Here is a 25,997-nt window from a genome sequence, read left to right on the forward strand (position 1 = left end):
CCGAGGGAGCGGGAGCCGAGGACGGACCGGGGGAGCGTCGGTTGCGGATCGACATCGAGGACCTGAATGTCGCGTACGCCGGACGCATGGTGGTGGCCGGTGCCCACCTCATCGCGGCCGCCGGCGAGATCACCGGCCTGGTAGGGCCCAACGGCAGCGGCAAGTCCACGCTTCTGCGGACCGTGTACCGGCACCTGAGGCCCGTCGCCGGGCGTGTTCTGCTCCAGGGCACCGACATCCGCGAGCTGAGCCCCGCCCGGTCGGCCCGGCACATCGCGGCCCTTCCGCAGGAGCGCGGCGAGGACTTCGAGCTGACCGTGCGTGAGGTCGTCGCCATGGGGCGCACCCCCTACAAGCGGGCGTTCGCCGGGGAGGACGCCGCCGACCGGGACATGGTCGCCCGTGCCCTCGCCGATGTCGGCATGGCGAACCACTCCGCCTGCCGCTTCACCGAGTTGTCCGGCGGCGAACGCCAACGCGTGCTGCTGGCCCGCGCGTTCGCCCAGGCGGCGGACGTCCTGGTCCTGGACGAGCCGACGAACCACCTCGACATCCGCCACCAGGTCGAACTGCTCGCCCTGCTGCGCGGTCGCCGTCGTACGACCCTGGTCTCGCTGCATGACCTCAATGCCGCCGCATCCGTGTGCGACCGGCTCCACGTCCTGCACGAGGGCCGTGTGGTCGCCTCCGGCGCACCCCGTGATGTGCTGCGACCGGCCCTGCTGGCGGAGGTGTTCGGCGTGCGCGCGGCCGTGGTCGAGCACCCGCTGACCGGGGACCCGCTGATCGCCTTCGACCACCGGGAGGGCCCATGACGGACGATGCTTCCGGTGCGGAGCGGCGCGGGGACGTGCCGGAGCCGCGCGTGGACGTGCCGGAGCGGCCCGGGGACGTACCCGAAGTCCACGACCGCTGGCTCCTGGTGTCCGTGGCGGGCGTGCTGTCGTTCGTGGCGATGCTCGACATGAACATCGTGAACGTGGCGCTCGCGGACATCTCCGAGGGCCTGGGGGTGTCGGCCGCGGCGGCGCAGTGGGTGGTCCTTGGCTACCAACTCCCGGTCGTCGCCCTTCTGCTGCCCGTCGGTCACTGGCTCGACGACCTGGGCGTCCGCCCCGCGCTGCTGGCCGCGACCGCCGGCTTCGGGTTGTGCAGCGCGCTCGCCGCCGCGTCCCCCTGGGCCTTCTGGCTGATCGCCGCCCGGATCGGACAGGGCGCGTGCGGCGCCGTGCTGTTCGTGCTGATGCCGGTGCTGGCGATCCGCTCCGTACGGCCGGAGCTGCGCGGGCGCGCGATGAGCGTGCCCGCGACCCTCGGTCCCCTGGGCGCCGTCATCGGACCGGCGGTCGGAGGGCTGGTCCTGGACCATCTGGGCTGGCGCTGGATCTTCCTGGTCAAGATCCCGCTCTGCCTGGTGGCGCTGGCGGTGGTGTGGCGGGCGATGCCCCGGTCCGGGCGGCTGCGCGCCCCGGAGGGGCGCTCGCTTGTCGATACGGCCCTGGTGGCTACCGGAGTAACGATCCTGCTGCTGTCCCTGACCCTGGTCTCCGACGCGCCCGCCTGGCTCGCCCTCGCCCTCGTCGCCGTACCGCCGCTGTGGTGGTGGCTGCGGGGCCCGGGCGGCCGTCCGGTGACCGATGTGCTGCGGGCCGCGGGGCTGCTGCGGGCGCATGGCGCGGTGCTGGCGCTGGCGGTGGGCTTCGCCGCCATGCACTACGTGGTCGCCCTGCACCTCCGGCGCGACGAGGACGTCAGCGCGACCACCACGGGCCTGACCGTGCTCGCCTTCCCCCTCGGCATGGGGCTGGCGGGCCCCCTCGGCGGACGGCTCGCCGACCGCTACGGGGCCAGGCCCGTCGCGGTCACCGGTGCCGCCCTCACCGCCACCGGGCTGCTGCTGCTCGTCCTGCCGGGCGACGGCTGGTCCCCGCCCGACGTGGCCTGGCGGCTGGTCCTGGCCGGACTCGGCATGGGGCTGACCGGCGGACCCACCCAGGCCCTGGTCATGGGCGCCGCTCCGCCGGGCCGCACCGCCACCGTCGGCTCGACGGTTCAGCTCGCTCGCAGCCTCGGCTTCACGCTCGGCCCGGCTCTCGCCACCGCGGCCTGGAGGGTGACCGGCCCGGACGGCGGCGCCCGGACGGGCCTGGCGCTGGCCGCCACCGCCGCCTGCCTCGCCGTGCCACTGCTCGCCCTGCCCGCCCGAGGCCCGGCGAACCGCTCCGGGAGCGCCACCGACGCGGCACCCGCCACACCCCGCTGAGCCATCGATCCTTTAAGCCCTCACCGAGGAGTCGTACCCATGTGCGGAATCACCGGCTGGGTGTCCTTCCACCAGGACGCCCGCACCCAGGCCCCGGTCATCGAGGCCATGACCGCCACTCTCACCCCGCGCGGGCCCGACGCGGGCGGAGTCTGGCTCGGCGAGCACGCCGCGATCGGCCACCGCCGCCTGGCCGTCATCGACATCGAAGGCGGCGCACAGCCGATGACCGACCGGCCGGATACCCCGTCGAGCGTCCTCACCTACAGCGGTGAGATCTACAACCACCATGAGCTCCGCGCCCGACTGAGAAACCTGGGACACGAGTTCCGCACCCGCAGCGACACCGAGGTGGTATTGCGCGCCTACGCCGAGTGGGGCGAGGCGGTGGCCGACCACCTGGACGGCATGTTCGCGTTCGCCGTCTGGGACGAGCGGGAGCGGCGGCTGCTCCTGGCCCGCGACCGGCTCGGTGTCAAACCCCTGTTCTGGGCCGCCGTCGACGGCGGTCTGGCCTTCGCCTCCGAACCCAAGGCGCTCTTCGCCCACCCGGAGATACGGCCGCGGGTGGACGCGGACGGGCTGCGCGAGGCGTACAGCCTGCTGTTCAACACCGGTCCGACGGTGTGGTCGGGCGTACGCGAGGTCGAGCCCGGCGGCCTGCTCCTCCTGGACCGGCACGGCATCCGCGAACGCCGCTACTGGCGGCTGGAGGCCCGTGCCCACCCGGACGACCGGGACGCGACCGTCGCCCGCGTGCACGACCTGGTGAGCACCGCCGCCCGCGGCCAGCTGGAGGCCGACGTCCCCCTGTGCTCCCTGATGTCCGGCGGCCTCGACTCCACCGTCCTGACCGCCCTGCTCGCCGACGCACTGCGCCTGCGCGAGGGCCCGGACGCCCGTATCCGCTCCTACGCCGTCGACTACAGCGACCAGGCCGAGAGCTTCACCGGCGACATCCTGCGCACCGGCCACGACACCCCGTACGCCACGGAAGCGGGCGCGTTCATCGGCACCGATCACAGCACGGTCGTACTGGACCCGCGTGCCCTGCTCGACCCCGAGCACCGCAAGGCCGTGGTCGCGGCCCGCGACTCGCCGATCGGTGTCGGCGACATGGACACCTCCCTCTACCTCCTCCTCGGGGAGATCCGGAAACACTCCACCGTCGCCGTGTCCGGTGAGGCCGCCGACGAGGTCTTCGGCGGCTACCCCTGGTTCCACGATCCCAAAGCGCTCGCCGCGCCCACCTTCCCCTGGCTGCTGGTGACCGGCGACGAGGCCGCCATGCCGCTCAATCCCGAACTCGACCTGCGCATCGGCGAGTTCCGCGACGACACCTACCGCGACGCCCTGGCCGCCGTACCGCACGTCGAAGGCGAGTCGGAGACCGAGCACCGGCAACGCGAGATGCAGCACCTGTCGCTCACCCGCTGGCTGCGCCAGCTCCTGCACCGCAAGGACCGGCTGAGCATGGCACAGGGCATGGAAGTGCGCGTCCCCTACTGCGACCACCGGCTCGTCGAGTACGCCTTCACCTGCCCATGGGCGCTGAAGAGCTTCGACGGCCGGGAGAAGAGCCTGCTGCGGGCGGCGGGCACGGGCCTGGCCCCCGCGTCGGTGCTGCACCGGCCCAAGAACCACTACCCGGCCACCCACCACCCCGACTACAACCGCGGCCTCCAGGACATGGCCCGCGACGCGCTCGCCGACGACCGGGTCCGCTCCCTCGCCGACGAGACCCGCGTCAAGCCCTGCCTCGACGCCCCGCCCGAGCAACTCCGGTGGGACCACCGGCTCCGCCTCGAACGCGTCGTCGACCTCGCCCTCTGGCTCGACCACCACCAGCCCGACCTCGCCCTCTGAGGAGCGCCCCGCATGACCCTCCAGGAGCCCCTGCCCGCCACGGACGCGGACCGCCCACCCGAGCCCCTGCCCGACCCGGTCCCGCTCATGGGCTGCCCGTACAAGGCCAACCCCTATCCGCTGTACGAGCGGATGCGCGAGAGCGGTCCCGTCCATCGCGTCCTGTTCCCCAGCGGTGTGCGCGCCTGGCTCGTCACCGGCTACGAGGCCGCCCACGCCGCGCTGAACGACGACCGCCTGGGCAAGAACCACGACCGCGGCAACGACCACTGGCGCGCCCGTGCCTCGATCATGCCCGAGCCCCAGCACTCCCAGCTCCAGGTCCACCTCCTGCACCAGGACCCGCCCCGGCACACCCGTATGCGGCGCTTCGTCACCGACGCCTTCACCCCGCGCCGTATCGAGCGGCTGAGGCCCCGTTTCCAGGAACTGGCCGACACCCTCGTCGACGCCCTCCCGGACACCGGCCCCACGGACCTCGTCCCCGGCTTCGCCGCCCACTTTCCCTTCCGGGTCCTCGCCGAGGTCATCGGCCTGCCGCCCGAGTTGGCCGCCCGTTTCGACCGCGACTGGGGCAAGGTCGTCCAGCCGGTGGGCCCCACCGACCCCGGACGCCCGCTGTACGAGGCCCGCCTGCACGGACTCCAGGGCTATATCGCCGACATCGTCGCCCACAAGCGCGAACACCCGGAGGACGACCTGCTCAGCCGCCTCGTGGTGGCCCGCGACCGCCGAGAGCTGTCGCGGGAGGAGCTGGACTCGATGATCTTCCAGCTCCTGGTGGCCGGCCAGGAGCCGGTCACCAACCAGATCACCACCTCCCTGATCGCCCTCTTCCGCCACCCCGCCGAGCTCGCCCGGCTGCGCGACAACCCGGATCTGACGCCCCGCGCGGTCGATGAACTCCTCCGCCACGACAGCGCCTTCGAGCTGACCACATGGCGCTTCCTGGACCAGGACGGCGACCTGCACGGTACGAGGATCCCGGCCGGCGACTCGGTGATCATCTCGCTGTGTGCCGCCAACCGCGACCCGCGCCGCTTCCCCGACCCGGACACACTCGACCTCGACCGCTCGCCCAACCCCCATCTGGCCTTCGGTCACGGCATCCACTTCTGCCCCGGGGCCGCCCTCGCCCGCGCCGAGCTCCAGATCGCCCTGGACACCCTCCTGGCCCGCCTCCCCGGACTGCGTCCGGCCATCGACGACGCCGACATCGAGTGGATCCCGGCCGTCCTCGGACGGGGCACCAACCACCTGCCCGTCGGCTACGACCGGCGCGTATGACCCGGCGCCGGTGACCGCCGGCTTCCCCCGACCGGTCCGGCCGACCCCCGTTCCCATCCGTAGGCGCCCGGCGCACCTGGCCGAGGCGCCATCCGGCCATGCCCGCATGCCCGCAGCGCACACGCCTTCATGGAGGCCCCCATGCCGCTGACGACCACACCGCGCACCCGCTCCACGAGCGGCATCAGCGCCGCCGTCCTCGACCTGCTCCTGCCGCACCACCGCACGACCGCCGCCGCGCCCGGGGGAGTGGTGGCGTTCCCGCACCAACTGCGCCGGATCGCCGACTTCGTACGCGCCGGAGAGCCCGTGGTCTTCACCCTGCCCGGCTTCCCCTGCAAGTCCCCCAACCCCGCCAAGGTCCTCGGCCACCTCCCCGACCAGGGCGAACGCCTCTCCCTCGGCTTCCTGAACACCCTGTGCGAGGAGATCGAGCGGATCCACCCACCGGGTGCCCGCGTGATCATCTGCTCCGACGGCCATGTCTTCGGCGACCTGATCCGCGTTCCGGACGACCACATAGACGCCTACGCGGACGCACTCGGACACCTCATCCGGGACGCGGACCTGCGCCGCCTCTCCGTCTTCGACCTGCGCGACGTGCTGGGCGATCTGCCGCACGGCGCCAAGCGCGCCCGGGTGCACCAGGGTTACGCCCCCACCCTCGAGGCGCTGCGGGCGGAGGTCCGCTCCGAGGGCCACACCCTGGCCCTGTACCGGGGCATCACCCGATTCCTCGTCGACGACACCGCCGACTTCACCGGCACCCGCTCCGCCCTTCAGCGGGAATGCCGCCAACGCGCGTACGGCGTGATTCAGCGCAGTCGCGCCTGGGGCGAGCTGATCGCCGAGCACCACCCCCGCGCCGTCCGGCTGTCCATTCACCCCCAGCCCATCGGCGCCCCGAAGTTCGGCATCCGCCTCCTCGACGCTCCCGACGTCTGGACCACGCCCTGGCACTCCGCCGCCCTGCGCCGCGCCGACGGCACCTGGACCCTCATGCCCCGCACCCGCGCGCGGCAGCTCGGCCGCCTCGTCCACCGTCACGGCAGACCGAGCCACTACGAACAGGGCTGAGCCCCGACCCCTGCTGTGGCACGCGTCACCGCAATGCACCGGAACTCGGGCGCCGGCCGCTCCGACTCCTCTACCGGTGCGGCCGGACCGGCCGAGGCCGTACGAAGCGATCGGAGTCTCGTCACATGGAGCAGAACCACCGACCTGCCCGCCGCCGGGCGGCCGCGTCGCTGTCCGGAGCGCTGCCCCCGCCGGCGCTGTGCGGCTTCCTCCTGCTGCTCGTGGTGGTGTTCGCCGCTTCCTACGCCGCCGGCACGGGCGTCGGGCCCGTCGCCCCCGGCATGCACCGCACCGGCACGACACAGGACGGCTCGGGCGACGGCCACGACGGTGGCGGCATGGAGATGGACGGCATGGGCACGGACCACGGAAGCGGGCGACGCTGATGGCCGCCGAATCGACTTCCCGGACGGTCATGACCGACCTCTCCGTCGGCGGAATGACCTGTGCGGCCTGTGTGCGGCGCGTCGAGAAGAAGCTGGCCAGGCTGGACGGGGTCACGGCGACGGTGAACCTCGCCACCGGCCGGGCCCGGGTGAACCACCCGCCCGGGGTCGGCCCGGACCAGCTGATCGCGGCCGTCGAGCAGGCCGGCTATTCCGCCGCGCTCCCCGAGCCGCCCAGGAAGCAGCGGCGCGAGGACGGGGACGAAGGCGATGAAGCGGAGGACGCCCGGCGGGAGCGCGCCCGGCTGGTGGTCACGGCCCTGCTCGCGGTGCCGGTGCTGGTCCTGTCGATGGTTCCCGGTACGCAGTTCCGCAACTGGCAGTGGCTGTGTTTCGTACTCGCCGCGCCCGTCGTCGTCTGGGGAGCCTGGCCCTTCCACCTGCGGGCGGCGCGCGGACTGCGACACTCGGCGGCGACCATGGACACCCTGGTGTCGCTGGGAGTCGCGGCTTCCTTCGCCTGGTCCTCCTACGCGCTGTTCCTCGGCGGCGCCGGCGATCCCGGCATGCGGATGCCGTTCAGCCTGGTGCCCTCCGCCTCCGACGGCGTCGCCCACATCTATCTGGAGGCCGCCGTCGGCGTACCGCTGTTCGTCCTGGCGGGCCGCTGCCTGGAAGCACGGGCCCGGCGCGGAACCGGCGCGGCACTGCGCTCACTGGCCCGGCTGGCCGCCAAGGAGGTCTCGGTACGCGACGGTGACGGCGAGCGCCTGATCCCGATCGGACAACTGCGGGTCGGTCAGGTCTTCGTCGTCCGGCCCGGGGAGCGCCTGGCCACCGACGGCACGGTCGTGGAGGGCGGCTCGGCCGTCGATCTCTCCCTGGTGACCGGGGAGAGCGAGCCGGTGGAGGTCGGCCCCGGCGCGCCGGTGATCGGCGGTGCCGTCAACGCCGGAGGGCTGATTCTCGTACGGGCCACCGCGGTGGGAGCCGACACCCAACTGTCCCGTATCACCCGGCTGGTGACCGAGGCCCAGGCGGGCAAGGCACGGGCGCAGCGGCTCGCCGACAAGGTCGCCGGGGTCTTCGTCCCCGTCGTGCTCGCCCTGGCCGTCACGGTGCTCGGATTCTGGCTCGGGGCCGGCGCCGAGCCGCAGGCGGCGATCACCGCGTCCGTGGCCGTCCTGGTCGTGGCGTGCCCCTGTGCGCTGGGCCTGGCGACCCCCACCGCGCTGATGGCGGCGACCGGCCGGGGCGCCCAACTCGGCGTCCTGGTCAGCGGGGCGCGGGCGCTGGAGGGACTGCGGCACCTCGATGCCGTGGTGCTCGACAAGACCGGCACCCTCACCTCCGGGCATATGAGCGTCGCCCGGGTCACGGCCGTGCCGGGCGGACTCGGCGAGGAGCGAGTGGTCCGGCTGGCGGGCGCGGTCGAACGGGGATCGGAACATCCGCTGGGGCGTGCCATCACCGCGTATGCCCGGCGAACCCTCCCCGGGAAGCCGCTTCCGGACGTGACCGACTTCCTCGCGCTGCCGGGGAGGGGCGTCCGCGGGCGGGTGACGGGACGGCTGATCGAGGTGCTGGCCCCGGACGACGTGCTGCCGCCCGCCCTGGCCCGGGCGCCGGCGGCCGGTGAGACCGCCGCCCGCACACCGGTCGTGGTCCGCGTCGACGGCGAGACCGAGGCACTGATCGAGATCGGGGACGTCCTGCGACCGGGAAGCTACCGGGCCGTGGACCGGCTGCGCCGCCTGGGGGTGCGACCGGTGCTCGCCACCGGCGACCGGGAGGCGCCCGCCCGCGCCGTCGCGGCCGACCTCCGCATCGAGGAGGTGCACGCCCGCTGTACCCCGGAGGACAAGGTCGCGCTCGTCCGCGAGCTGCGGGAGCGGGGCTACCGGGTCGCCGTCGTCGGCGACGGTGTCAACGACGCGGCGGCCCTGGCCGGTGCCGACCTCGGCATCGCCATGGGCACGGGCACGGACGTGGCGATCGGGGCGGCCGACGTGACCCTGGTACGCGGTGACATCGAGACCCTGGCGGACGCGGTCGGCCTCGCCCGCAGTGCGCTGGGCACGATCCGGGCCAACCTGATCTGGGCGTTCGGCTACAACGTGGTGACCGTGCCGCTGGCCATGGTCGGGCTGCTCAACCCCATGCTCGCCGCGGCCGCGATGTCGGTCAGCTCGCTGCTCGTGGTGGGCAACAGCCTGCGACTGCGTGTCTGGCAGCCGTCACCGACCGGCAGACCGAGCGGTGGACCGTCCGGCAGACCGAGCGGCGGATCGAGCGGCGGACCGTCCGGCGGATCGAGCGGCGGACGTCCTTCCCGGCCCGCCGCCCGGACGCCACTGTGATGCCCCTGTTCGCCGCTTGTGGACCGCCTGCCCGCGGCCACGGCCCGACACCGAGCCGGAGACCCGCCCGATGACCAATCCCTCCTGGACGCCCAGCCACCGCCGCCTCACGGACTCCCTGCGGGCCGCGGTCGCCCCGGTCTGCGCCTGTGTCCTCGCCCTGGGCGGCCTCTCCGTGTGGACCGCCTCGGGCAACGCGGGCAGGCCCCCGCGTATCGACGTCACCGACGCACGGCTCTTCCTCCCCGCCCCGGGATCGCCCCGGACCGCCGCCTTCTTCCGGATCACCAACACCGGCGGCGTACGGGACCGGTTGGTCGAGGTGACGTCCTCCGCGGTCACCGGGGGGATCTCGCTCAGCCGCCACCGGATGACCGGGCGGGGATCGGCCTACCCGCAGGCCGCGGAGTCCCTGCCGGTTCCGGCGGGCGGCACGCTCGACATGTCACCGTTCACCAGTGATGTGACCGTCCCGGCCACGGCCCGCTGGCGGGCCGGAGACCTGGTGCCCTTCACCCTCCGCTTCGAACACAGCGGACGTCTCGAGGCCAACGCCGTCGTCGTGCGGCCCGGCGAGGGCTGAGCGAGCCTGCTCGAGCGCGGGCGGGGGAGGCTGCCCGGTGCCCGTACGGCGGGTCGAGACGTTGAAGTTCTCCCCTCCCTTCGCAAGCTCAGGATGGGGATTCCCGTCTACCTTGCGGCGACGGGCTTGACGGTTTTAGCCGCCCTGCGACCGCGCCTTCCGGCGGCCGGGACCTCCACGATGTCGTGGCCGATCCGGTACAGGTGCAAGATGTTCCTCGCTGCGTTCCAGTCGGCGTTGCACTGGAAGTCGCAGTCGGGGTTCTTGCATACGAACGTGGCCTGGTCTTCCCTGCTGCCGGGGACGGTGAATCCGCATGCGGAGCAGCGTCGGGAGGTGTTCGGGGCGGGAACCTTGACGAGCCGGCCGCCGTAGCGGGCGAGTTTGTACGTCAGTATCGTGACCGTGCGTCCCCACGCCTGTTGTGCGATGGAGCGGTTGAGACCGGCTTTGGCTTTGACGTTCTTGCCCGGCTCCTCGATGGTGCCCCGGGCGGACTTGACCATGTTCGTGATGTTGAGCTGTTCGACTACGATCACGCCGTACGTACGGGCGAGGTAGGTGGTCGTCTTGTGCTGCCAGTCCAAGGCTCGTCGCGTGGCTTTTGCTCGGAGCTGCTTGATCTGGTCGTAGGTGTGCTGCAAGCGGTGGGAGGTCTTCTTCCCCTTCTTGCGCAGGCTCTTGCGGTGTGCGGCCTGCCGTTCCAGCTTGAGGAGTTTGGCCTTCTCCTTCGGGGTGAGCCATGTGTCCCGGTCGGCGGTGCCGTCCGGCAGGCGTGGCGGACGTCCGTGGTCCTGGTGGTCCTTGTTGGACAAGGCGAGGGGGATGTTCACTCCGGCGTCGATGCCGACTTCCGGGCCTTGGTGGGGCTGCGGCTTGGCTTCGAGGGTCTGGATACGGAAGGCGATGTGCCAGCCAAGCGCATCCTTCACCAGGCGGGCGCCGGTGATCCGGTTGTCGGTGCCTGCTCGCTTGCCCACGGGGAGGTCTTTGGTCCAGCGGAAGCGGACGCGGCCGATCTTCGGCAGGTTGACCATGCCCCAGCGGCGGTGGACGCGGACGATGTTCAGGTCACGGCCCTGCGGGATGTCCACAGACATCGCCGACCGGAACCGGGCCTTGAAGTTCGGCTCGTCCGCCCGGCCTTCCCAGCAGTTCACCCAGGCCCGGAAGTACGTTTTCAGCACCGCCTGGGATGCCTGCGCGGGCAGCTCGGCGAGGAAGTCGAGCTCTTTACGGGCTTCGCGTATCGCCGCATCAGCGGCGGCGAGGGTCCGCTTGTCCTTCGGCATCATCTGCCACCAGGCGTGCAGGCAGTTCCACATCGTGCGGGCCGCGTGCGCCTGATCGTCCATGACCCGGATCTCGGCAGGGCTGAGCGCCAGTCGGGCATGGTGCCCGAACCGCCGCTTCGCCAGGCCGAGTTCACTCATGGTAATCACTGTACTACATTTGGTTTATGTCACCTCGCTGGAATCCGAATCCTGATGTCAGAACCGGTCGCCACGTCGTCTACAACCTTCACGTCCACTTGGTGTTTGTCACCAAGTACCGGCGCAAAGCATTCACCAACGAGATGATGACGCGCTGCGAAGAGATCATGCGGGAGGTCTGCGCGGACTTCGAGGCCGATCTGAAGGAGTTCAACGGCGAAGAGGATCACGTACACCTGCTCGTGCACTACCCGCCGAAAGTCCAGCTCTCCAAGCTGGTCAACTCACTCAAGGGAGTCTCCGCCCGCCTGCTGCGCAAGGAGTACGACGCGCACGTCCGCAGGTACCTGTGGGGCGGACACTTCTGGTCCGGCTCCTACTTCGCCGGAAGCTGCGGCGGGGCGCCCCTGACCCTCGTGAAGCAGTACATCGAGAACCAGAAGCCCCCCGTGGGCTGAGCTGAATACCGCGGACCCGTGCTCATGCGCGGGTCAGAGCAATTCTGAGATGGCCTTCACCCCCGGCGTAAACGCCGGAGCACTGGCCAAGATTAAAGGTAGAAAGGGCGTATGCAGCGCCGCTCTCCAGCTTCCGAGTCCGATGCCGAGGCGATGGTCTCCGCCTTGCTGACCGCGTCCCGTCTGCTGGTCGCCGTCTCAGCCCGATCGCTGGCCGCGGTGGCGGAATCCCTGACGCTGCCGCAGTTCCGGATGCTGGTGGTGCTCGACGGCCGGGGGCCGCTGAGCCTGTCCGGGCTGGCGGGGGAGTTGGGGGTGCAGCCGTCGACCGCGATGCGCATGATCGACCGTCTGGTCGCGGCGGGGATGGCCGCGCGCGGCGTCTCGGCGGAGGACCGGCGCACCAGCGTGATCTCGCTGACCAAAGGCGGGCGGCGGATCGTGGGCGAGGCCACCGAACGGCGGCGGCAGGAGATCGCCCGCATCGTCGAGGCCATGCCACCGGGCCAGCGTCGCCATCTGATCGACGCGTTGCAGGCGTTCACCGAAGCGGGCGGCGAGCCCACGGTACCGGACGGCTCCCAGGCACACGCCAACTGGTGATGTGAGGCGGCGGTCCCGCCCATCCGCGGCGGTGTTCGTAGGTCGGCTGAAGGTGATCATCGAGCACCCGTGGCCGGCACCGCCGAGGCCGGCCGATTCCTTGCGGGCCAGGGCCACGCCCTGACCACACAAGGACCGTCGAAGAACCCCGCACGCGGTATTTCCTTCCGCTGGGCAGAAAGTCGACTTCCGGGTGTCCCTGGCGCAATCTACGGTGCGGTCGCGCTGCGCTTCCGCAGCGCGCACCCGCGCCGCATCCTGGAGGTACATCGATGCGTCCAACCCGTCGCCCGTCCAGATCGACCTCCCCGTTACGGTCCCGGTCCCGCGCCATGGCCGTGCTGATCGCTCTGGCGACCACCCTCATCTCGGCGCTGTTGACCGTCTCCGTCACACCGACCGCGGCCGCAGAGCGGCCGTCCCGGAGCAACTCCGCGGCCGGCTCGCCCGCCGAGAACGCTTCCGTCCCCGCGGCGATCCCGGATCCGACGACCGCCTCACTCGAGGCCACGAACGGGCCGCTGGCCACCGCCACTTACACCGTTCCCCATCCGAACGGGTACGGGTCCGGCACGATCACCTACCCGACGGCCGGCGGCTCGTATCCGGGCGTCGTGCTGATGCCGGGCTACCAGGGCACCCAGCAGAACCTGCAATGGCTCGCGCCCCGCCTCGCCTCCTGGGGCTTCGTCGTCATCAACGTCGGCACCCTTGCGCTGGGCGACGATCCCGCGTCGCGCGGTCGCCAGATCAGCGCCGCCGGCACCCAACTGCTCTCGTTCGGCTCCACCGTCGGCAACCCGATCTACGGGAAGGTCAATGGCACGCTCGGCGCGGCCGGTCACTCGATGGGCGGCGGCGGTGTGATGGTGGCTCTGCGGGACGACTCCCGCTTCAAGGCGGGCGTGCCCCTGGCCCCGTACAACCCCAGCCAGAACTTCTCCGGAGTCACCGACCCCACCTTCTTCATGACCTGTCAGAGCGACCCCGTCGCCCACGCCAACACCTACGCGCTGCCCTGGTACAACTCCATGTCCCGGGCCGAGAAGCTCTTCGTCGAGGTTCCCGGCGACCATCTCTGCCCGATGACCGGCTACGGCAACAAGGCCAAGCAGGGCAAGTGGATCGTGTCGTTCTTCAGCCGCTGGTTGTACGGCGACACCCGCTTCAGCCCGTTCCTGTGCGGTGCCGCGCGGGAAGCGGACAAGGGCAACCCCTCCCTGGTCTCGCGCTGGCAGGACACCTGTCCGTTCTGAGCGGATTCCCCGTACGGCCCCCGCGCAGGGCTCCCGCGGTCCGCCGCGGGAGCCCTGCTCACGAGCCCGCGCTCGCCCACTCCGCGTGCGGCGCCCCCCTGGAGGCGTCGGCTCACGCGCCGTTCTGCCGGTGGAACAACGCGCGGGAGATGGTCCGGCCGGTGGCCATGACCACGGGCGCGAGCGCGCTCTGTCCGGCACCGGAGGTCCCCGGCACGACGGACACGGCCGCGACGACCTCGCCCGTCGCGTCCCGCACGGGAGCCGCGGCCGACACCGTGCCCCCGGGCCCGGGCCACCGGCCGTTCACCGCGCAGCCTGTCCCCTCCACCTCGGCGAGCACCCGACGCAGGCCGGTCGCCGGGGCGTGGTGGACCAGATAGCGCTCTTGGACGGTGGCCCCCGCGTACGCGAGGAGCACCAGGCCGTCACCGGTGGCGTGCGCCGGGCGCCGACCGCCGACCGGTTCGCCCGTCGCGCCGGTGTCCGGGGCGCCGATCCGCTCGACGAGCACTGTCTCCATGCCGTCCAGCACCGCCAGCCGGACCTGCTGCCGCCCGGTCTTCCGGTACAGGCCCAGGAGGAAGGGCATCGCCACGTCCCTCAGCTCCAGCCAGCGTGGGGCCATGGCCGCGACCGCCCACAAGTGCAGGCCGATCTCGTAGCGGCCGTTCCGGTCCCGTTCGAGCGCCCCCCAGGACAGCAGCTCGCCGACAAGCCGGTGCGTGGTGGCCAGCGGCATCCCGGTTCGCCGGCTGATGTCCGAGAGGGTCAGCCGACGGCGTTCTCCCGCGAACGCGTCCAGCACGCTGAGAACCCGGCCGGCCACCGAGCGGGGGGCCGGTTCCCGCCCGGCGGCCGCGCCGCCGGGCGGAGGTGGAGGCGGCGCTGAACGCATCTGGGGATCCTTTCGGCGGATGGGCCGTGTGCCGCACAAAGGAGGCCTGCGTTGACATGCCTACAGCAAAGCTTCAGGTGCGTGCGGCGGCAGGGCCACCCCTCGCCCCTGGATATGAAGCTGTCGTTTGCGCATAAGACCGTCGCGGCCGGATTGATGCGGATGACGCATCGACAGATCCCGGTTCCGACGCTGGACATCGTTCGAACGCGGCTTGGAGACTCACGGGTACCCCCGCCGCACCACTCATTCTCGGTTCCCCCGCACCAGGCGCTCGGCTCCACATCCGGCCCTCCAGGGCCGCCGACATCTCACGGAGGACCCATGAGAAAGATGACCAGACGTACGGCGTTCGCCATGGCGGCGGGTACCGTCACCGGCTCGTTGGTGATCAACACGGCCACTGCGTCAGCCGATGCCCCCGCGCCGGGACGGCCGGCGGCGTCCGGAGCCAATCCCGCTCTGCGGACCGCCCTCATCACACAGGTGACGCCCAGGGACAACTGGCGGGTGACCGCCGTCGCCATCCGCCACGCGGACCCCATCGACATGCGCGGCGGCGTCATCCCGCCCTCCGCGTTCCAGGTCACCGCCGACCTCGGTGGGCAGAGCGCGGCCCGAACGGTCACCCGGGTCTACCCGAACACCGTGGCCGGGACGGACGACCTCCCCGGCGCCGGACGCCCGGGCAGATACCTCGTCATCGAGCTCGACCCGGACGACGCCAACGCACGGGCCTCCGGCACCGACCCGCTTCCGCTCCAACGTGCCTACACCGTCAGGCAGGTGGCCGATGTGCGGACCCCCGGTGGCGAACTGGTGCTCGCGGCCGGTCCGCTGGCGATCCGGAACGACGATGTCATCACCCCGGTGGTCGACGACTTCACAGCGGGATCGTTCACCGACTCCACGGGGTTCGAACTGGCCTTCCGGCTGTACCAGCCGGAAGGGTTCGTGCGGAGTCCGGGGGCGGCCGTGCGGTATCCGCTCGTCGTCACCCTGCACGGCGGTGGCGAGGTCGCCGACAACAACATGACCCAGCTCACCGCGAATCGCGTCGCCGTCACCTTCGCCAAGCCGGAACGCCAGCGTCGGCACCCGGCGTTCGTGCTCGCACCCCAGATCCCACTGCCCCGCCCCATGGACGGACCCGACGGAACGGACTGGACCGACCCCAAGGTCCGCGCGGCGCTGGTCGAACTCATCGACGCCTTCACAACGCAGCGCCCCGTCGACGCGGATCGGCTCTATCTCGTCGGCCTGTCATCGGGTGCGCGAGGCATCTTCAACCTGCTCCCGAGGCGTCCCCACACCTTCGCCGCGGCCCTGGCCACCGCCGGCTGGGGCGACCCGTCCACCATGGATGGAATCACGCACATCCCGATGTGGACCGACCACTCCATTGACGACCCGGTGGTCCCCTACCGCGAGGGACGGTTCGGAAAGCCCGGCACCTGGACGCTGATGGGCGCGCTGGAGAGCGCCGGTGCGCGGGTCACCCGCGGGGAGTGGGCCAACGACCTGCCGAAAGCGGAGTTCGAAGCCCGCTCCAGGGCCCTGCTGAACCGGGCCCGCCGGACCGGCAGCCATGTGCTGTTCACGAGTTACCCGCCCGGAACGACGCCGGTGAGCGCGCACTTCGCGTGGGCCCAGACATACGAGAACGACGTCGTCATCGACTGGCTCTTCGACCAGTCCCGTTAGCCACCCGGATGCGCCCGCTCCCGCCGCGCTGGTGGGAGCGGGCGCACCACTGCCTGGATGAATGCGCGCGGCGTTACTTGCTCACCTTGACGGAGAACCAGTCCACGCTCATCCCCTCGCCGGAGGTGGTGTCCGCTGCCGGCGAGGTGCAGCCGCAGACCTTGTTCGGGTACGAGCCGCCGACCGCGACGTTGAAGATGGCGAAGAACCCGTGGTCCACCGCCTTCTTCCAGGTCTCGGCGGACACCTGGTTCTGCTTCACCGTGAAGGTCTCCTTGCCGTCGCGGTAGAAGCGCAGCTGTTCGGCGGAGGTGTCGGTGCGATCCACGATCACGGAGTACGTGTGGTAGTCGGTCTGACAGCCGTCGCACGGCAGCAGATCGCTGGTGATCCCGTCCGGGTCGTGGCACTCGCCGGCCCACTCACCGCAGTGGAAGGTGTTCGAGTGCTTGCTGAGCCCGTTGACGTCCTCCATGATGTCCAGCTCACCGATGCTCGGCCAGTTGGTGGCCCCGACCGGGCGGGCGTCGGCGCCCATGGCCCAGAAGGCGGGCCAAATCCCGAGGGCCTTCTCCGGGTTGGGCTGCTTGAGGGAGGCGCTGATCTCCAACTGCCCACCGGCGGGCGCCTCGAAGTCGGTGCGCTGGGTCTCCACGCGGCCGGAGGTCCACTTGCCGGAACCGTCGCGGATCGGCTTGATCACCATATGCCCGGCACCGTCGTGGTAGACGTTGTCGGTGGAGTCCGTGACCGACTCGATCTCGCCGGTGCCCCAGTTCGCGGCGCCGCCCGGGTAGCCGGTGCCGATGTCGTACAGCCAGTCGTTCTTGTTCAGACCGGTGCCGGCCGCGCCGTCGAAGTCGTCCTGGAAGACGGTGGTCCACTCGGCCTTGGCCGTGGGCTCGCCCGCGGCGGCGGTGTTGGAGGACACGGTGAGAGCGAGCAGTCCGGTCACCGGAAGCGACAGGGCGGCCACGAAGGCCAGAACGCGTCGTCGGCGTCGGCGGGGTTTGGCCTCCGCCGTCGTATCTGAGGAAGTGATCCTGAACATGTGGGGGGCTGCTTTCGTTCGAAGGAACAGCGGTGACGGGATGTGCGAGCCCCCGTAGCCCGCTCCCGGCGTGGGGGTGAGGGGAGATCGGGCTACGGGAACTCGGGCACAGTGGACAGAGCGAGCGCCCATGGAGTCGAGAGAGCGCTCACACGGAACGACTGTCTTGGACCCCGCCCTTGTCGGTCAAGGGCCTTGCCCAATTCACTAGTTGAACGAAAGCCCTTGGCTTGACCGCACCGCCGCGGAAGTATCGATCGCTCCGCTTCAGAGTTGGAGACATTTCGGGGGTGCCGGTACCGGCGCTCGCCAACTCTTGACGACGCGGCACGCCGCGGTGTCGTCCGGACCGGCCCGCGGGAAACGGGCCGCCGGTCACGAGGTCGCGCCGGTCAGGGCCAGGAATTCGGCGCGCGAGCGGGCGTCGGAGCGCAGCAGCCCGAGCAGGGTGGAGGTCATGGTGCTCGATCCGGTGGCCTGGACGCCGCGCAGGGTCATGCAGGAGTGCTCGGCCTCGATCACCACACCGACGCCCTTGGGCTCCAGATGGGTCTGAAGCCAGTCGGCGACCTGGATCGGACGGGGATGCGGCGGGCCAGGACGAGTTCGTCGTAGCCCTCGTCGTTGGGGAAGGTGGTCAGGTCGAAGGGGCGCGGGCTGAACAGCATCCCCGAGCGGCGCCATGAGCTCCTGGCGGACCTGCTCCTGGATGCCGTCCTCACCGAGGGGACCGACGAGAACGCCGCGCAGGCGGCGGTGCGGGCCGCCGAGCGGCGCGGCCGGCGGATGGGTGAGGCGGCGCGGGACGAGACCCGGCCGGGCCGCCTGGGCCCCGAGCGCGGGCTGACCGTCTGTGAGCGCCTGCTGGACGAGTACGGCTACGAACCCGTCCGGAAGGCTCCCACCGAGCTCCGGCTGCGCAACTGCCCGTTCCATCCGCTGACCGCGAAGGCCCCCGACCTGGTGTGCGGCATGAACCACGCGTTCCTCGGTGGCTACCTCAGCGGCCTTGAGGTGGGCGGGGTCCAGGCCGTGCTGGCTCCCCAGCCCGGTGAATGCTGTGTGCGGCTGGGCCCGAGTGACACCGATGGTGATGAGCGGACGGCCCGGGCCGAGGGGCTCAGCGGCCCGGAAGCCTAGAACAGGCGGTTCAGGCGGAGCGACAGGTAGCAGCCGCCGGCGCGGCCGTCGGTGTCGTCGCTCACGGTCACGGAGTGGCCCTCGTAGGCCGTGTCATAGGTGTCCTTGGGGCGGTAGTTCTTGCACTGCCCCCCGGCGTCGGCGCCGCCATCTCCGTAGAACTGCACGTCGAGGCCGACGTCCGAGCGACCGGACAGCGTGAAGGTGAGGTTGCACCAGCCCGCTCGGCCATCGGTGTCCACCCGGATGTTGTCGCCGAAGGTCTTGAACGGCTTGATCGGGATCGAGTGCGCGCCCCCGTTCTGGCACTGGCTCTCGTCGCTGCCGGGCTCCGGCTCCCAGGTGTAGGTGGCGGTCAGACCCGCGAGGGAGTTCGACGGGTCATAGATGCCGAAGGCCAGCTGGCAGCCGCCCGCGCGATTGTCGGTGTCCAGGCGGATGGCGGTGGACCAGTCGGGCGCGGTGACCCACCGCTCCGGCGGGTTCGTCGGCCCGTCGCACTGGCCGTCGCCGTCGGGGTAGAAACGAACCCCCAGCTCGGGCGAGGCGTTGGCGGAGGACGGCGCGGCGCTGGCCGACGTGGCCGTCAAGCCGCTCACCATCAATAAACCGACCGCCAGCGCGGATCCCATTCGGGCCGATCTCTTGCCCAGCTTCAGCTTTCTCATGTGTGTCTCCCAGGGTGTCTTCGCTTGATGCCGAAAAGGTGCCGAACCGTTCCACGAGCGCTCATGACCATCACTGAATTCCTGGCTGGTGCGTTGGAACAGGGCGGAGCAGGGAGGAGCGGAGAGGAACAGAGGGAAACTGAGACGGATCAGATGGAGCAGACGGGAAGGCGGAATGGGCCCTCCCCGAACCGCGGCGCCGCTCCGGCAGGCCACGGCGACAACGGCAGAATTATCCAGGCCACGTCGGGATGAGCGGCAAGCTGGATATCGGCCAGGTATGGCCGAATCAGAGGCGCCTTCAGAGCGAAGGTGAATTCGGGGTTTCCTGGTGGTGGAGCGATGAGCGCGCGCTATCAGATGGGGTCTGTCCTGGGGAGGGGCCGGTCGACCCCGGGATATGGGCCATGCGTATTCGGCTGCTTGGGCCATCGCGGGCCCGGCACGGCGAGGCCGGGCTTGTCAGGGCACCTCCGGTCCGCGGTATTCGCTCATCGCGTCGATGAGCCAGCGCGCCAGATAGTCGGCGAACGAGGACCGCGGGAGGAGCCGGTAGGTGGGTGTGTCGTCGAGCTGCCAGAGCAGCACCGGGACGGGGCCCACCGTGGTCGACGCCGCCCGGCCCGGGCCGAAGGCACGGGGATGCAGGTCCAGCCGGCAGCCCTTCTCCAGCACCTGCCGGGCGGCCGGGCCGGTCAGCTCCAGCGTGGTGCGGTTCGCCGAGACGTCCACGACCGAGCCCGGGTCTCCCGCGAGTGCCTGCCGCAACTCGACGGTGTCGATGGGCCCTTCGGACAGCACGAGCCACTCGTCGGGGCCGAGCCAGGCGACGGTGTGGGCGCCGGACGCGGTGGTGTGGCCGCACTCTCGCGGCAGCGGCGCCCCCAGGGTCTTCTCCACGCGGACGGCGGCTTCCGAAGCGGGGTCGAGGCGCAGGTTCACCATGGTGGTGAACGGCCGCTCGGCCAGGGTGACGCCACGGGCGCCGGTGACGGCGGCCGCGTGCATCCGGTCCGCCAGATGTGCCAGGGGGCTGGTGCGCAGCGCCACCGGGCTCGTGTCGGTCAGCTCAGCCATCTCGCCTGGTCCCTTCGGGGTCGTAGAGCACGGGTTCGGTGACCCGGACGGGTACGAGGTCGTCGCCGACGGGGGCGAGGAGGGTGTCCCCGACGCGGTCCCGGCCGGCGGTGACCAGGGCGAGGGCGAACGGACGGCCCAGCGCCTGGCTGTGGTAGCTGGAGGTGACATGGCCGAGCATCGGCACCGGCCCGGCCTCGGGGGTGACGGGCACGTCCGGCGCGATGAGCTGGGTGCCCTCGGGCAGCCGGGTGCTGCGATCGCTCGGCACCAGGCCGACCAGGTGCTTGCGGTCGGGGCGGGAGGTGTCGGGGCGGGAGTGCGAGCGCTTGCCGATGAAGTCCTTCTGCTTGGAGACCACCCAGGACATGCCCGCGTCCTGTGGGGTGACGGTGCCGTCGGTGTCCTGGCCGACGATGATGTAGCCCTTCTCGGCCCGCAGCACGTGCATGGTCTCGGTGCCGTACGGGGTGATGTCGTACGGTCGGCCCACCGCGTACACCTCCTCCCAGACCGCCAGGCCGTACCACGCGGAGACGTTGATCTCGTAGGCCAGTTCGCCGGAGAAGGAGATCCGGCAGATGCGGGCCGGGACACCGGAGGCCAGGGTGGTCTCGCGGAGGGCCATGAAGGGGAACGCCTCGTTCGACAGGTCGAGGTCGGGGGCGAGATGGGCGACGACCTCGCGCGACTGCGGGCCGACGACGGCGATCGTCGTCCACTGCTCGGTCACCGAGGTGCAGTGGACGTCGAGCTCGGGCCACTCGGTCTGCAACCACTCCTCCAGCCAGTCCAGGACTCCGGCGGCACCGCCGGTCGTGGTGGTCATGAAGTAGCGGTTCTCCTCGAGGCGCAGCGTGACGCCGTCGTCGAAGATCATGCCGTCCGGCTTGCACATCACGCCGTAGCGGGCCATGCCGGGCCTGAGCTTCTTGAAGCCGCCTGTGTAGACGCGGCCCAGGAACTCCCCGGCGTCCCTGCCCCAGATCTCGATCTTGCCGAGGGTGGAGGCGTCCATGAACGCCACCCCCTCGCGGGCGGCGCGGCACTCGCGGGCCACGGCCGCGTCCATCTCCTCACCCGGCCGGGGGTAGTACCAGGGGCGCTTCCACTGGCCGACGTCCTCGAACACCGCTCCCTGAGCGACATGCCAGTGGTGAATGGAGGTCAGGCGCTCCGGGTCGAAGAGTTCGCCGCGCTCCCGCCCGGCGAGGGCGGCGAAGGCCACCGGTGTGTACGGCGCCCGGTAGGCCGTGGTGCCGATCTCTCCGGGTGACGCGCCCGCGCCGAGCATCTCGGCGATCACACCGATCGCGTTGACGCCGGAGGTCTTGCCCTGGTCGTTCGCCGTGCCGAGCGAGGTGTAGCGCTTGACGTGCTCGACACCGCGCATGCCGGTCCCGGTGGACCGCCGGATGTCGGCGACGGTGGCATCGCGCTGGAGGTCGACGAAGTGGGTGTCCCAGCTGCCGGGCTCGCCCTCGGGGGCGGGCACCAGCCACAGCGCGCGCATCGGGCCGGGCCCGGGCCGCGCGTCCTGGGACGACGGCAGGGGAACCGGGAACCCGGCGTCCGTCGCCGCCCGGGCACCGGCCCGTGCCCCCTCGGCCAGGCAGCCGTCGAGATCGTACGTCCCCCGGGCCGCGCCGACCACCCGCTGGTCCCGTACGGTGCCGTCGGGCACGAACGCGACCAGGTCCTCGTCCCAGCGCAGCCTGCCCTGGCGCTGGCTGTGCAGGTGCACCACCGGGCTCCAGCCGCCCGAGACGGCGAGGAGGTCGCAGTCGAACGACTCCGGCTCGCCGGTGAGTCGACCCTCCTCGTCGAGGGCCTGGACGGTGACGCCGGTGAGCCGGTGGCCGCCCGCGGTGCCGACCACCGCACCGCCCGTCAGCACCCGCACCCCGGTCGCCGTGGCGACCTCGGCGGCCCGGCGGGACAGCTCGGGACGCGCGTCCACGACGGCGGCGATGTCGAGCCCGGCGGCGTGGAGATCGGCGACCGTGTCATAGGCGCTGTCGTTGGTCGTGCTCACCACGGTCCGCGAGCCGGGAGCCACGGCGTACCGGTTGAGGTAGGAGCGCACGGCCCCGGCGAGCATCACCCCGGGCCGGTCGTTCCCGGCGAAGACCAGCGGACGCTCGTGGGCGCCGGTCGCCAGGACCACCTGGCGGGCCCGGATGTGCCACAGCCGCTGGCGCGAGACGCCCTCGGAGGGGCCGGGCGCGTCGGGCCCGAGGTGATCGGTGCGCCGCTGCACCGCCAGTACGTAGTTGTCGTCGTAGGAGCCGAACGCCGAGGCGCGGCGCAGGACGACGGCCTCCGGGGCGGCGTCGAGGGCCGCGCGGACCTCGGCGACCCACTCGAGGGCGGTCTGTGCGCCGACCCTCTCGGCGCGCCCGGAGAGCAGCGAACCGCCGGGCTCGGGCTGGTCGTCGAGGAGGATCACCCGGGCGCCGGAGCCCGCGGCAGCGGCGGCGGCCGCGAGCCCGGCCGGTCCGGCGCCGATGACCAGGACGTCGGTGTGGACGTACTTCTTGTCGTAGCCGGCGGGGTCGGGGGTCGGGTCGAGCCGCCCCATCCCCGAAAGCGTCGTGGCGGACAGCCCGTCGTACAGCTCCACGGTCGTCGCCGGAAGCATGCCCTCCGAGCACGAACCACCGAGCTGCACCAGGGCGTTGGGCTCCTCGACACCCGCGGCGACGATGCCGCGCGGGCGGCCGCGGTAGATCGACGGGGCGACCTCGGCGACCCCGTTCGCCAGCATCGCCGAGGCCACGGTGTCTCCGGGGTGCCCGGTCAGCTCCCGTCCGTCGACGGTGAACCGCAGCACGGTGTCGCGCTCGATACGGCCCCCCTGTCGGAGCCGACGGGGTTGATCGGGCCGGTGGGGCTGGTCGGTCATCGGTTTCCTCCGGCCTGGGGCAGTTCGGGGCGGGGCGCGTCGAGCCGGTAGGAGGCCAGTACCTCGTAGCTGACGGTGTCGCGCAGGACGTTGAACCAGCGGCGGCAGCCGGTGCCGTGCATCCACCGCTCGGCGAAGGGGCCCTTGGGGTTGTCCCGGTAGAAGACGTACGCGGCCCACTGCTCGTCGTCGAGGTCGGCGGGGCGCTCGGGGTAGGGGACATGGGCCTGTCCCCCGTAGTGGTACTCGGCCTCGTCGCGAGGACCGCACCATGGGCAGGTGATCAGCAGCACGGTGTCCTTCTCTCAGCGGGCTCCCGGCGGGTGCTCAGCCGGGTTCTCGGCGGGTCCTTGGCGGGCGCTCGGCCGGGTGCTCGGCGGGCGCGCTCGGCCGGGTTCTCAGTGGGCCACGGCCGCGGCGCCGTGTTCGTCGATCAACGCGCCCGTCGCGAAGCGTTCGAGCGCGAAGGGGGCGTTCAGCGGATGCGGCTCGCCCGTGGCGATCGTGTGCGCGAAGGTCCAGCCGGCGGCCGGGGTGGCCTTGAAACCGCCGGTGCCCCAGCCGCAGTTGACGTAGAGGTTCTCGACGGGGGTGGTGCCGATGATGGGGGAGGCGTCCGGGGTGACGTCGACGATGCCGCCCCAGGTCCGCAGCACATGCGCGCGGGCGAAGACCGGGAAAAGCTCGACGGCGGCGGCCATCTGCTGCTCGATGACGTGGAAGGAGCCGCGCTGCCCGTAGCCGTTGTACGAGTCGACGCCCGCGCCCAGCACCAGCTCGCCCTTGTGCGCCTGGGAGACGTAGACGTGCACATGGTTCGACATCACCACGGTCGGGTGCACCGGCTCATGCAGTTCGGAGACCAGTGCCTGGAGCGGATGGGACTGCACCGGCAGCCGGAACCCCGCGAGTTCGGCCAGCACACTGCTGTGCCCGGCGGCCGCGAGGCCGACCCGGCCGGCGCGGATCCGGCCACGGCTGGTCTCGACGCCCACCACCCGGTCGCCGTCCTTGAGGAAGCCGGTGACCTCGCACCCCTGGATCAGGTCCACCCCCATGGCGTCGGCCCGGCGCGCCAGCGCCCACGCGACATGGTCGTGCTTGGCGATACCGGCCCGCGGCTGGAACGTGGCGCCGAGGACCGGATACCGGGTGCGGGGCGAGACGTTGAGGATGGGGCAGACCTCGGCGACCTCGTCCGGCGCCAGCCACTGGGCGTCCACGCCGTTGAGGCGGTTGGCGCCCACCCGGCGCGCGCCCTCGCGGACGTCCTGAAGGGTGTGCGCGAGGTTGAGGACGCCGCGCTGGCTGAACAGGAAGTCGTAGTCCAGCTCCTCCGGGAGGCCCTCCCACAGCTTGAGCGCGTGCTCGTAGATCGCCGCGCTCTCGTCCCACAGGTAGTTGGAGCGGATGATCGTGGTGTTGCGTGCCATGTTGCCGCCGGCCAGCCAGCCCTTCTCCAGGACGGCGATGTTGGTGATGCCGTGGTTGTGGGCCAGGTAGTAGGCGGTGGCCAGGCCGTGGCCGCCCGCGCCGACGATGACGACGTCGTACGAGGAGCGCGGCTCGGGGTTGCGCCAGAGGAAGTCCGGGTGCTCCGGCAGCGGCTGGGCGGTCATGCCGCGGCTCCGTTCGGGCGGGGGTAGAGGGGGAAGGCGGAGGCGAGCTTCTCGACCCGGTCGCGCAGCAGGCCCGCGCGCTCGTCGTCGAGCCGCTCGTCCTTGAGGGCCTGGGCGATGATGTCGGCCACCTCCCGGAACTCCGTCTCGCCGAAGCCGCGGGTGGCCAGGGCCGGAGTGCCGATCCGCAGCCCCGAGGAGACCATCGGCGGGCGGGGGTCGAACGGCACCGCGTTGCGGTTGACCGTGATGCCGACGCGGTGCAGCCGGTCCTCGGCCTGCTGCCCGTCGAGCGTGGAGTTCCGCAGGTCGACGAGGACCAGATGGACCTCGGTGCCGCCGGTGAGCACCGTGATCCCGGCCTCGGCCACATCGTCGGCCAGCAGCCGTCCGGCGAGGATGCGGGCGCCGTTCAGGGTGCGCCGTTGGCGCTCCCTGAACTCCTCGCCCGCCGCCACCTTGAAGGCCACCGCCTTCGCCGCGATGACATGCTCCAGCGGGCCGCCCTGCTGACCGGGGAAGACCGCCGAGTTGATCTTCTTGGCCAGACCGGCACGGCTGAGGATCACCCCGCCGCGCGGGCCGCCGAGGGTCTTGTGCGTGGTGGTCGTCACGACGTCGGCGTAGGGCACTGGGTTGGGGTGGAGGCCCGCGGCCACCAGCCCGGCGAAGTGTGCCATGTCAACCATCAGGTACGCGCCGACCTCCTCCGCGATCCGGCGGAACGCGGCGAAGTCCAGCCGCCGGGGGTAGGCAGACCAGCCCGCGACGATCATCTTCGGCCGGTGCGCGAGCGCGAGCCGCTCGACCTCGTCCATGTCGATGCGCAGATCGGACTCGCGCACGTGGTACGGCACCACGTCGTAGAGCTTGCCGGAGAAGTTGATCTTCATGCCGTGGGTCAGATGGCCGCCGTGCGCGAGGTCGAGGCCGAGGATGGTGTCGCCGGGGGAGAGCAGGGCGAACATCGCGGCCGCGTTGGCCTGGGCGCCGGAGTGCGGCTGGACGTTGGCCGCCTCGGCGCCGAAGAGCTCCTTGACCCGGTCGATGGCGATCTGCTCGACCACGTCGACGTGCTCACAGCCGCCGTAGTAGCGGCGGCCGGGGTAGCCCTCGGCGTACTTGTTGGTCAGGACCGAGCCCTGGGCCTCCATGACCGCCGACGGAGCGAAGTTCTCCGAGGCGATCATCTCCAGGGTGGACTGCTGACGGTGCAGCTCGGCCCCCACCGCGGCGGCGATGTCCGGGTCGAGTTCGCTGAGCGGGAGGGTGAGAGGGGAGGCGAATGTGCTGGTCGACGGGGTGATTGCCATCTGTGCACCATTCTGAGAGCCAACTAATGGGCAACTGATATATCAGCCTC

At 71.5% G+C, this 25,997-nt stretch carries 23 protein-coding genes; 13 read left to right on the top strand and 10 right to left on the bottom strand.

The window, feature by feature from the left end:
- Nucleotides 1-41 precede the first annotated feature (41 nt).
- The 8 genes from ABD329_RS01560 (at nt 42) to ABD329_RS01595 (ending at nt 9,822) form a co-directional block, all read left to right on the top strand.
- Nucleotides 42-815: an ABC transporter ATP-binding protein gene (locus ABD329_RS01560; RefSeq protein ID WP_198274823.1), complete on the top strand. Its 774-nt coding sequence runs from the start codon at nt 42-44 to the stop codon at nt 813-815.
- A complete protein-coding gene (locus tag ABD329_RS01565) occupies nt 812-2,263 on the top strand; it encodes an MFS transporter (RefSeq protein WP_198274822.1) in 1,452 nt (483 codons plus the stop codon). The genes ABD329_RS01560 and ABD329_RS01565 overlap by 4 nt, the downstream gene beginning before the upstream one ends.
- Nucleotides 2,264-2,302: 39 nt before the next feature.
- Nucleotides 2,303-4,129, top strand: coding sequence for an asparagine synthase (glutamine-hydrolyzing) (asnB, locus tag ABD329_RS01570; protein WP_198274821.1), 1,827 nt, complete (start codon nt 2,303-2,305; stop codon nt 4,127-4,129).
- 12 nt (nt 4,130-4,141) lie between these two features.
- Nucleotides 4,142-5,416: a cytochrome P450 family protein gene (locus tag ABD329_RS01575; protein WP_344315791.1), complete on the top strand. Its 1,275-nt coding sequence runs from the start codon at nt 4,142-4,144 to the stop codon at nt 5,414-5,416.
- Between the two features lie 141 nt (nt 5,417-5,557).
- Nucleotides 5,558-6,493 carry an L-tyrosine/L-tryptophan isonitrile synthase family protein gene (locus ABD329_RS01580; RefSeq protein ID WP_344315792.1) on the top strand — a complete coding sequence of 312 codons (936 nt, stop codon included), beginning with the start codon at nt 5,558-5,560 and terminating at the stop codon, nt 6,491-6,493.
- A 125-nt stretch (nt 6,494-6,618) separates the two neighbouring features.
- Nucleotides 6,619-6,879, top strand: coding sequence for a hypothetical protein (locus ABD329_RS01585; RefSeq protein WP_198280892.1), 261 nt, complete (start codon nt 6,619-6,621; stop codon nt 6,877-6,879).
- Nucleotides 6,879-9,239, top strand: a complete 2,361-nt coding sequence (locus ABD329_RS01590; protein WP_198280891.1) for a heavy metal translocating P-type ATPase — start codon at nt 6,879-6,881, stop codon at nt 9,237-9,239. Before ABD329_RS01585 ends, ABD329_RS01590 begins: the two co-directional genes overlap by 1 nt.
- Before the next feature lie 70 nt (nt 9,240-9,309).
- A complete protein-coding gene (locus tag ABD329_RS01595) occupies nt 9,310-9,822 on the top strand; it encodes a copper chaperone PCu(A)C (protein WP_198280890.1) in 513 nt (170 codons plus the stop codon).
- Nucleotides 9,823-9,929: 107 nt separating this feature from the next.
- Here the strand turns inward: ABD329_RS01595 and ABD329_RS01600 are convergent, their stop codons facing one another.
- The gene (locus tag ABD329_RS01600; protein WP_198280889.1) at nt 9,930-11,255 is read right to left on the bottom strand and encodes an RNA-guided endonuclease InsQ/TnpB family protein; all 1,326 of its coding nucleotides are present in this window, start codon (nt 11,253-11,255) and stop codon (nt 9,930-9,932) included.
- Between the two features lie 26 nt (nt 11,256-11,281).
- Here ABD329_RS01600 and tnpA point away from each other — a divergent pair, with 26 nt between their 5' ends.
- The 3 genes from tnpA to ABD329_RS01615 all read left to right on the top strand — a co-directional run bounded on the left by tnpA (nt 11,282) and on the right by ABD329_RS01615 (nt 13,572).
- Nucleotides 11,282-11,713: an IS200/IS605 family transposase gene (gene tnpA, locus ABD329_RS01605; RefSeq protein WP_198280888.1), complete on the top strand. Its 432-nt coding sequence runs from the start codon at nt 11,282-11,284 to the stop codon at nt 11,711-11,713.
- Between the two features lie 111 nt (nt 11,714-11,824).
- Nucleotides 11,825-12,316: a MarR family winged helix-turn-helix transcriptional regulator gene (locus tag ABD329_RS01610; protein ID WP_344315794.1), complete on the top strand. Its 492-nt coding sequence runs from the start codon at nt 11,825-11,827 to the stop codon at nt 12,314-12,316.
- Nucleotides 12,317-12,648: 332 nt separating this feature from the next.
- On the top strand, nt 12,649-13,572 hold the full coding sequence (locus ABD329_RS01615) for a poly(ethylene terephthalate) hydrolase family protein (RefSeq protein WP_246618894.1): 924 nt from the start codon (nt 12,649-12,651) through the stop codon (nt 13,570-13,572).
- A 112-nt stretch (nt 13,573-13,684) separates the two neighbouring features.
- Here the strand turns inward: ABD329_RS01615 and ABD329_RS01620 are convergent, their stop codons facing one another.
- The gene (locus ABD329_RS01620) at nt 13,685-14,470 is read right to left on the bottom strand and encodes an IclR family transcriptional regulator (RefSeq protein WP_198280158.1); all 786 of its coding nucleotides are present in this window, start codon (nt 14,468-14,470) and stop codon (nt 13,685-13,687) included.
- A gap of 333 nt (nt 14,471-14,803) precedes the next feature.
- Between ABD329_RS01620 and ABD329_RS01625 the strand changes: the two genes are divergently transcribed.
- Nucleotides 14,804-16,174: a PHB depolymerase family esterase gene (locus ABD329_RS01625; protein ID WP_246618893.1), complete on the top strand. Its 1,371-nt coding sequence runs from the start codon at nt 14,804-14,806 to the stop codon at nt 16,172-16,174.
- Nucleotides 16,175-16,247: 73 nt separating this feature from the next.
- On the opposite strand, the gene ABD329_RS01630 is transcribed toward ABD329_RS01625, so the two are convergent.
- Nucleotides 16,248-17,225 carry a glycoside hydrolase family 16 protein gene (locus ABD329_RS01630; protein ID WP_198280156.1) on the bottom strand — a complete coding sequence of 326 codons (978 nt, stop codon included), beginning with the start codon at nt 17,223-17,225 and terminating at the stop codon, nt 16,248-16,250.
- A gap of 375 nt (nt 17,226-17,600) precedes the next feature.
- Entirely contained in the window at nt 17,601-17,750 is a 150-nt protein-coding gene (locus tag ABD329_RS48115; protein WP_425574267.1) for a GTP cyclohydrolase I, read from the bottom strand.
- Nucleotides 17,751-17,849: 99 nt separating this feature from the next.
- Between ABD329_RS48115 and ABD329_RS01640 the strand changes: the two genes are divergently transcribed.
- Complete coding sequence (locus tag ABD329_RS01640; protein ID WP_198280161.1) at nt 17,850-18,365, top strand: helix-turn-helix domain-containing protein; 516 nt, start codon at nt 17,850-17,852, stop codon at nt 18,363-18,365.
- Here the strand turns inward: ABD329_RS01640 and ABD329_RS01645 are convergent.
- The 6 genes from ABD329_RS01645 to glyA form a co-directional block, all read right to left on the bottom strand.
- The gene (locus tag ABD329_RS01645; RefSeq protein ID WP_198280155.1) at nt 18,362-19,033 is read right to left on the bottom strand and encodes a hypothetical protein; all 672 of its coding nucleotides are present in this window, start codon (nt 19,031-19,033) and stop codon (nt 18,362-18,364) included. The two genes, ABD329_RS01640 and ABD329_RS01645, sit on opposite strands and share 4 nt — an antisense overlap.
- Nucleotides 19,034-19,495: 462 nt before the next feature.
- Complete coding sequence (locus ABD329_RS01650; protein ID WP_425574268.1) at nt 19,496-20,110, bottom strand: sarcosine oxidase subunit gamma; 615 nt, start codon at nt 20,108-20,110, stop codon at nt 19,496-19,498.
- Entirely contained in the window at nt 20,103-23,015 is a 2,913-nt protein-coding gene (locus tag ABD329_RS01655; RefSeq protein ID WP_344315797.1) for a sarcosine oxidase subunit alpha family protein, read from the bottom strand. The genes ABD329_RS01650 and ABD329_RS01655 overlap by 8 nt, the downstream gene beginning before the upstream one ends.
- Nucleotides 23,012-23,308: a sarcosine oxidase subunit delta gene (locus ABD329_RS01660; RefSeq protein WP_198280006.1), complete on the bottom strand. Its 297-nt coding sequence runs from the start codon at nt 23,306-23,308 to the stop codon at nt 23,012-23,014. Before ABD329_RS01660 ends, ABD329_RS01655 begins: the two co-directional genes overlap by 4 nt.
- A gap of 105 nt (nt 23,309-23,413) precedes the next feature.
- Nucleotides 23,414-24,634 (bottom strand): sarcosine oxidase subunit beta family protein, encoded by a 1,221-nt coding sequence (locus ABD329_RS01665; protein ID WP_198280007.1) that lies wholly within the window; start codon nt 24,632-24,634, stop codon nt 23,414-23,416.
- A complete protein-coding gene (gene glyA / locus ABD329_RS01670) occupies nt 24,631-25,947 on the bottom strand; it encodes a serine hydroxymethyltransferase (protein WP_198280008.1) in 1,317 nt (438 codons plus the stop codon). The genes ABD329_RS01665 and glyA overlap by 4 nt, the downstream gene beginning before the upstream one ends.
- Nucleotides 25,948-25,997: the final 50 nt, after the last annotated feature.

This window comes from Streptomyces javensis, from assembly GCF_039525925.1.
Lineage (GTDB): Bacteria > Actinomycetota > Actinomycetes > Streptomycetales > Streptomycetaceae > Streptomyces > Streptomyces asiaticus.

What these genes read in the sequence shown, in the direction of transcription:
- tnpA (WP_198280888.1), top strand. Translation starts at nt 11,282, where the DNA reads ATGTCACCTCGCTGGAATCCGAATCCTGATGTCAGAACCGGTCGCCAC.
- ABD329_RS01665 (WP_198280007.1), bottom strand. Translation starts at nt 24,634, where the DNA reads ATGACCGCCCAGCCGCTGCCGGAGCACCCGGACTTCCTCTGGCGCAAC.
- asnB (WP_198274821.1), top strand. Translation starts at nt 2,303, where the DNA reads ATGTGCGGAATCACCGGCTGGGTGTCCTTCCACCAGGACGCCCGCACC.
- ABD329_RS01600 (WP_198280889.1), bottom strand. Translation starts at nt 11,255, where the DNA reads ATGAGTGAACTCGGCCTGGCGAAGCGGCGGTTCGGGCACCATGCCCGA.
- ABD329_RS01655 (WP_344315797.1), bottom strand. Translation starts at nt 23,015, where the DNA reads ATGACCGACCAGCCCCACCGGCCCGATCAACCCCGTCGGCTCCGACAG.
- ABD329_RS01650 (WP_425574268.1), bottom strand. Translation starts at nt 20,110, where the DNA reads ATGGCTGAGCTGACCGACACGAGCCCGGTGGCGCTGCGCACCAGCCCC.
- ABD329_RS01620 (WP_198280158.1), bottom strand. Translation starts at nt 14,470, where the DNA reads ATGCGTTCAGCGCCGCCTCCACCTCCGCCCGGCGGCGCGGCCGCCGGG.
- ABD329_RS01630 (WP_198280156.1), bottom strand. Translation starts at nt 17,225, where the DNA reads ATGTTCAGGATCACTTCCTCAGATACGACGGCGGAGGCCAAACCCCGC.
- ABD329_RS01595 (WP_198280890.1), top strand. Translation starts at nt 9,310, where the DNA reads ATGACCAATCCCTCCTGGACGCCCAGCCACCGCCGCCTCACGGACTCC.
- glyA (WP_198280008.1), bottom strand. Translation starts at nt 25,947, where the DNA reads ATGGCAATCACCCCGTCGACCAGCACATTCGCCTCCCCTCTCACCCTC.
- ABD329_RS01565 (WP_198274822.1), top strand. Translation starts at nt 812, where the DNA reads ATGACGGACGATGCTTCCGGTGCGGAGCGGCGCGGGGACGTGCCGGAG.
- ABD329_RS01610 (WP_344315794.1), top strand. Translation starts at nt 11,825, where the DNA reads ATGCAGCGCCGCTCTCCAGCTTCCGAGTCCGATGCCGAGGCGATGGTC.
- ABD329_RS01585 (WP_198280892.1), top strand. Translation starts at nt 6,619, where the DNA reads ATGGAGCAGAACCACCGACCTGCCCGCCGCCGGGCGGCCGCGTCGCTG.
- ABD329_RS01580 (WP_344315792.1), top strand. Translation starts at nt 5,558, where the DNA reads ATGCCGCTGACGACCACACCGCGCACCCGCTCCACGAGCGGCATCAGC.
- ABD329_RS01625 (WP_246618893.1), top strand. Translation starts at nt 14,804, where the DNA reads ATGACCAGACGTACGGCGTTCGCCATGGCGGCGGGTACCGTCACCGGC.
- ABD329_RS01615 (WP_246618894.1), top strand. Translation starts at nt 12,649, where the DNA reads ATGGCCGTGCTGATCGCTCTGGCGACCACCCTCATCTCGGCGCTGTTG.
- ABD329_RS01590 (WP_198280891.1), top strand. Translation starts at nt 6,879, where the DNA reads ATGGCCGCCGAATCGACTTCCCGGACGGTCATGACCGACCTCTCCGTC.
- ABD329_RS01645 (WP_198280155.1), bottom strand. Translation starts at nt 19,033, where the DNA reads ATGAGAAAGCTGAAGCTGGGCAAGAGATCGGCCCGAATGGGATCCGCG.
- ABD329_RS01575 (WP_344315791.1), top strand. Translation starts at nt 4,142, where the DNA reads ATGACCCTCCAGGAGCCCCTGCCCGCCACGGACGCGGACCGCCCACCC.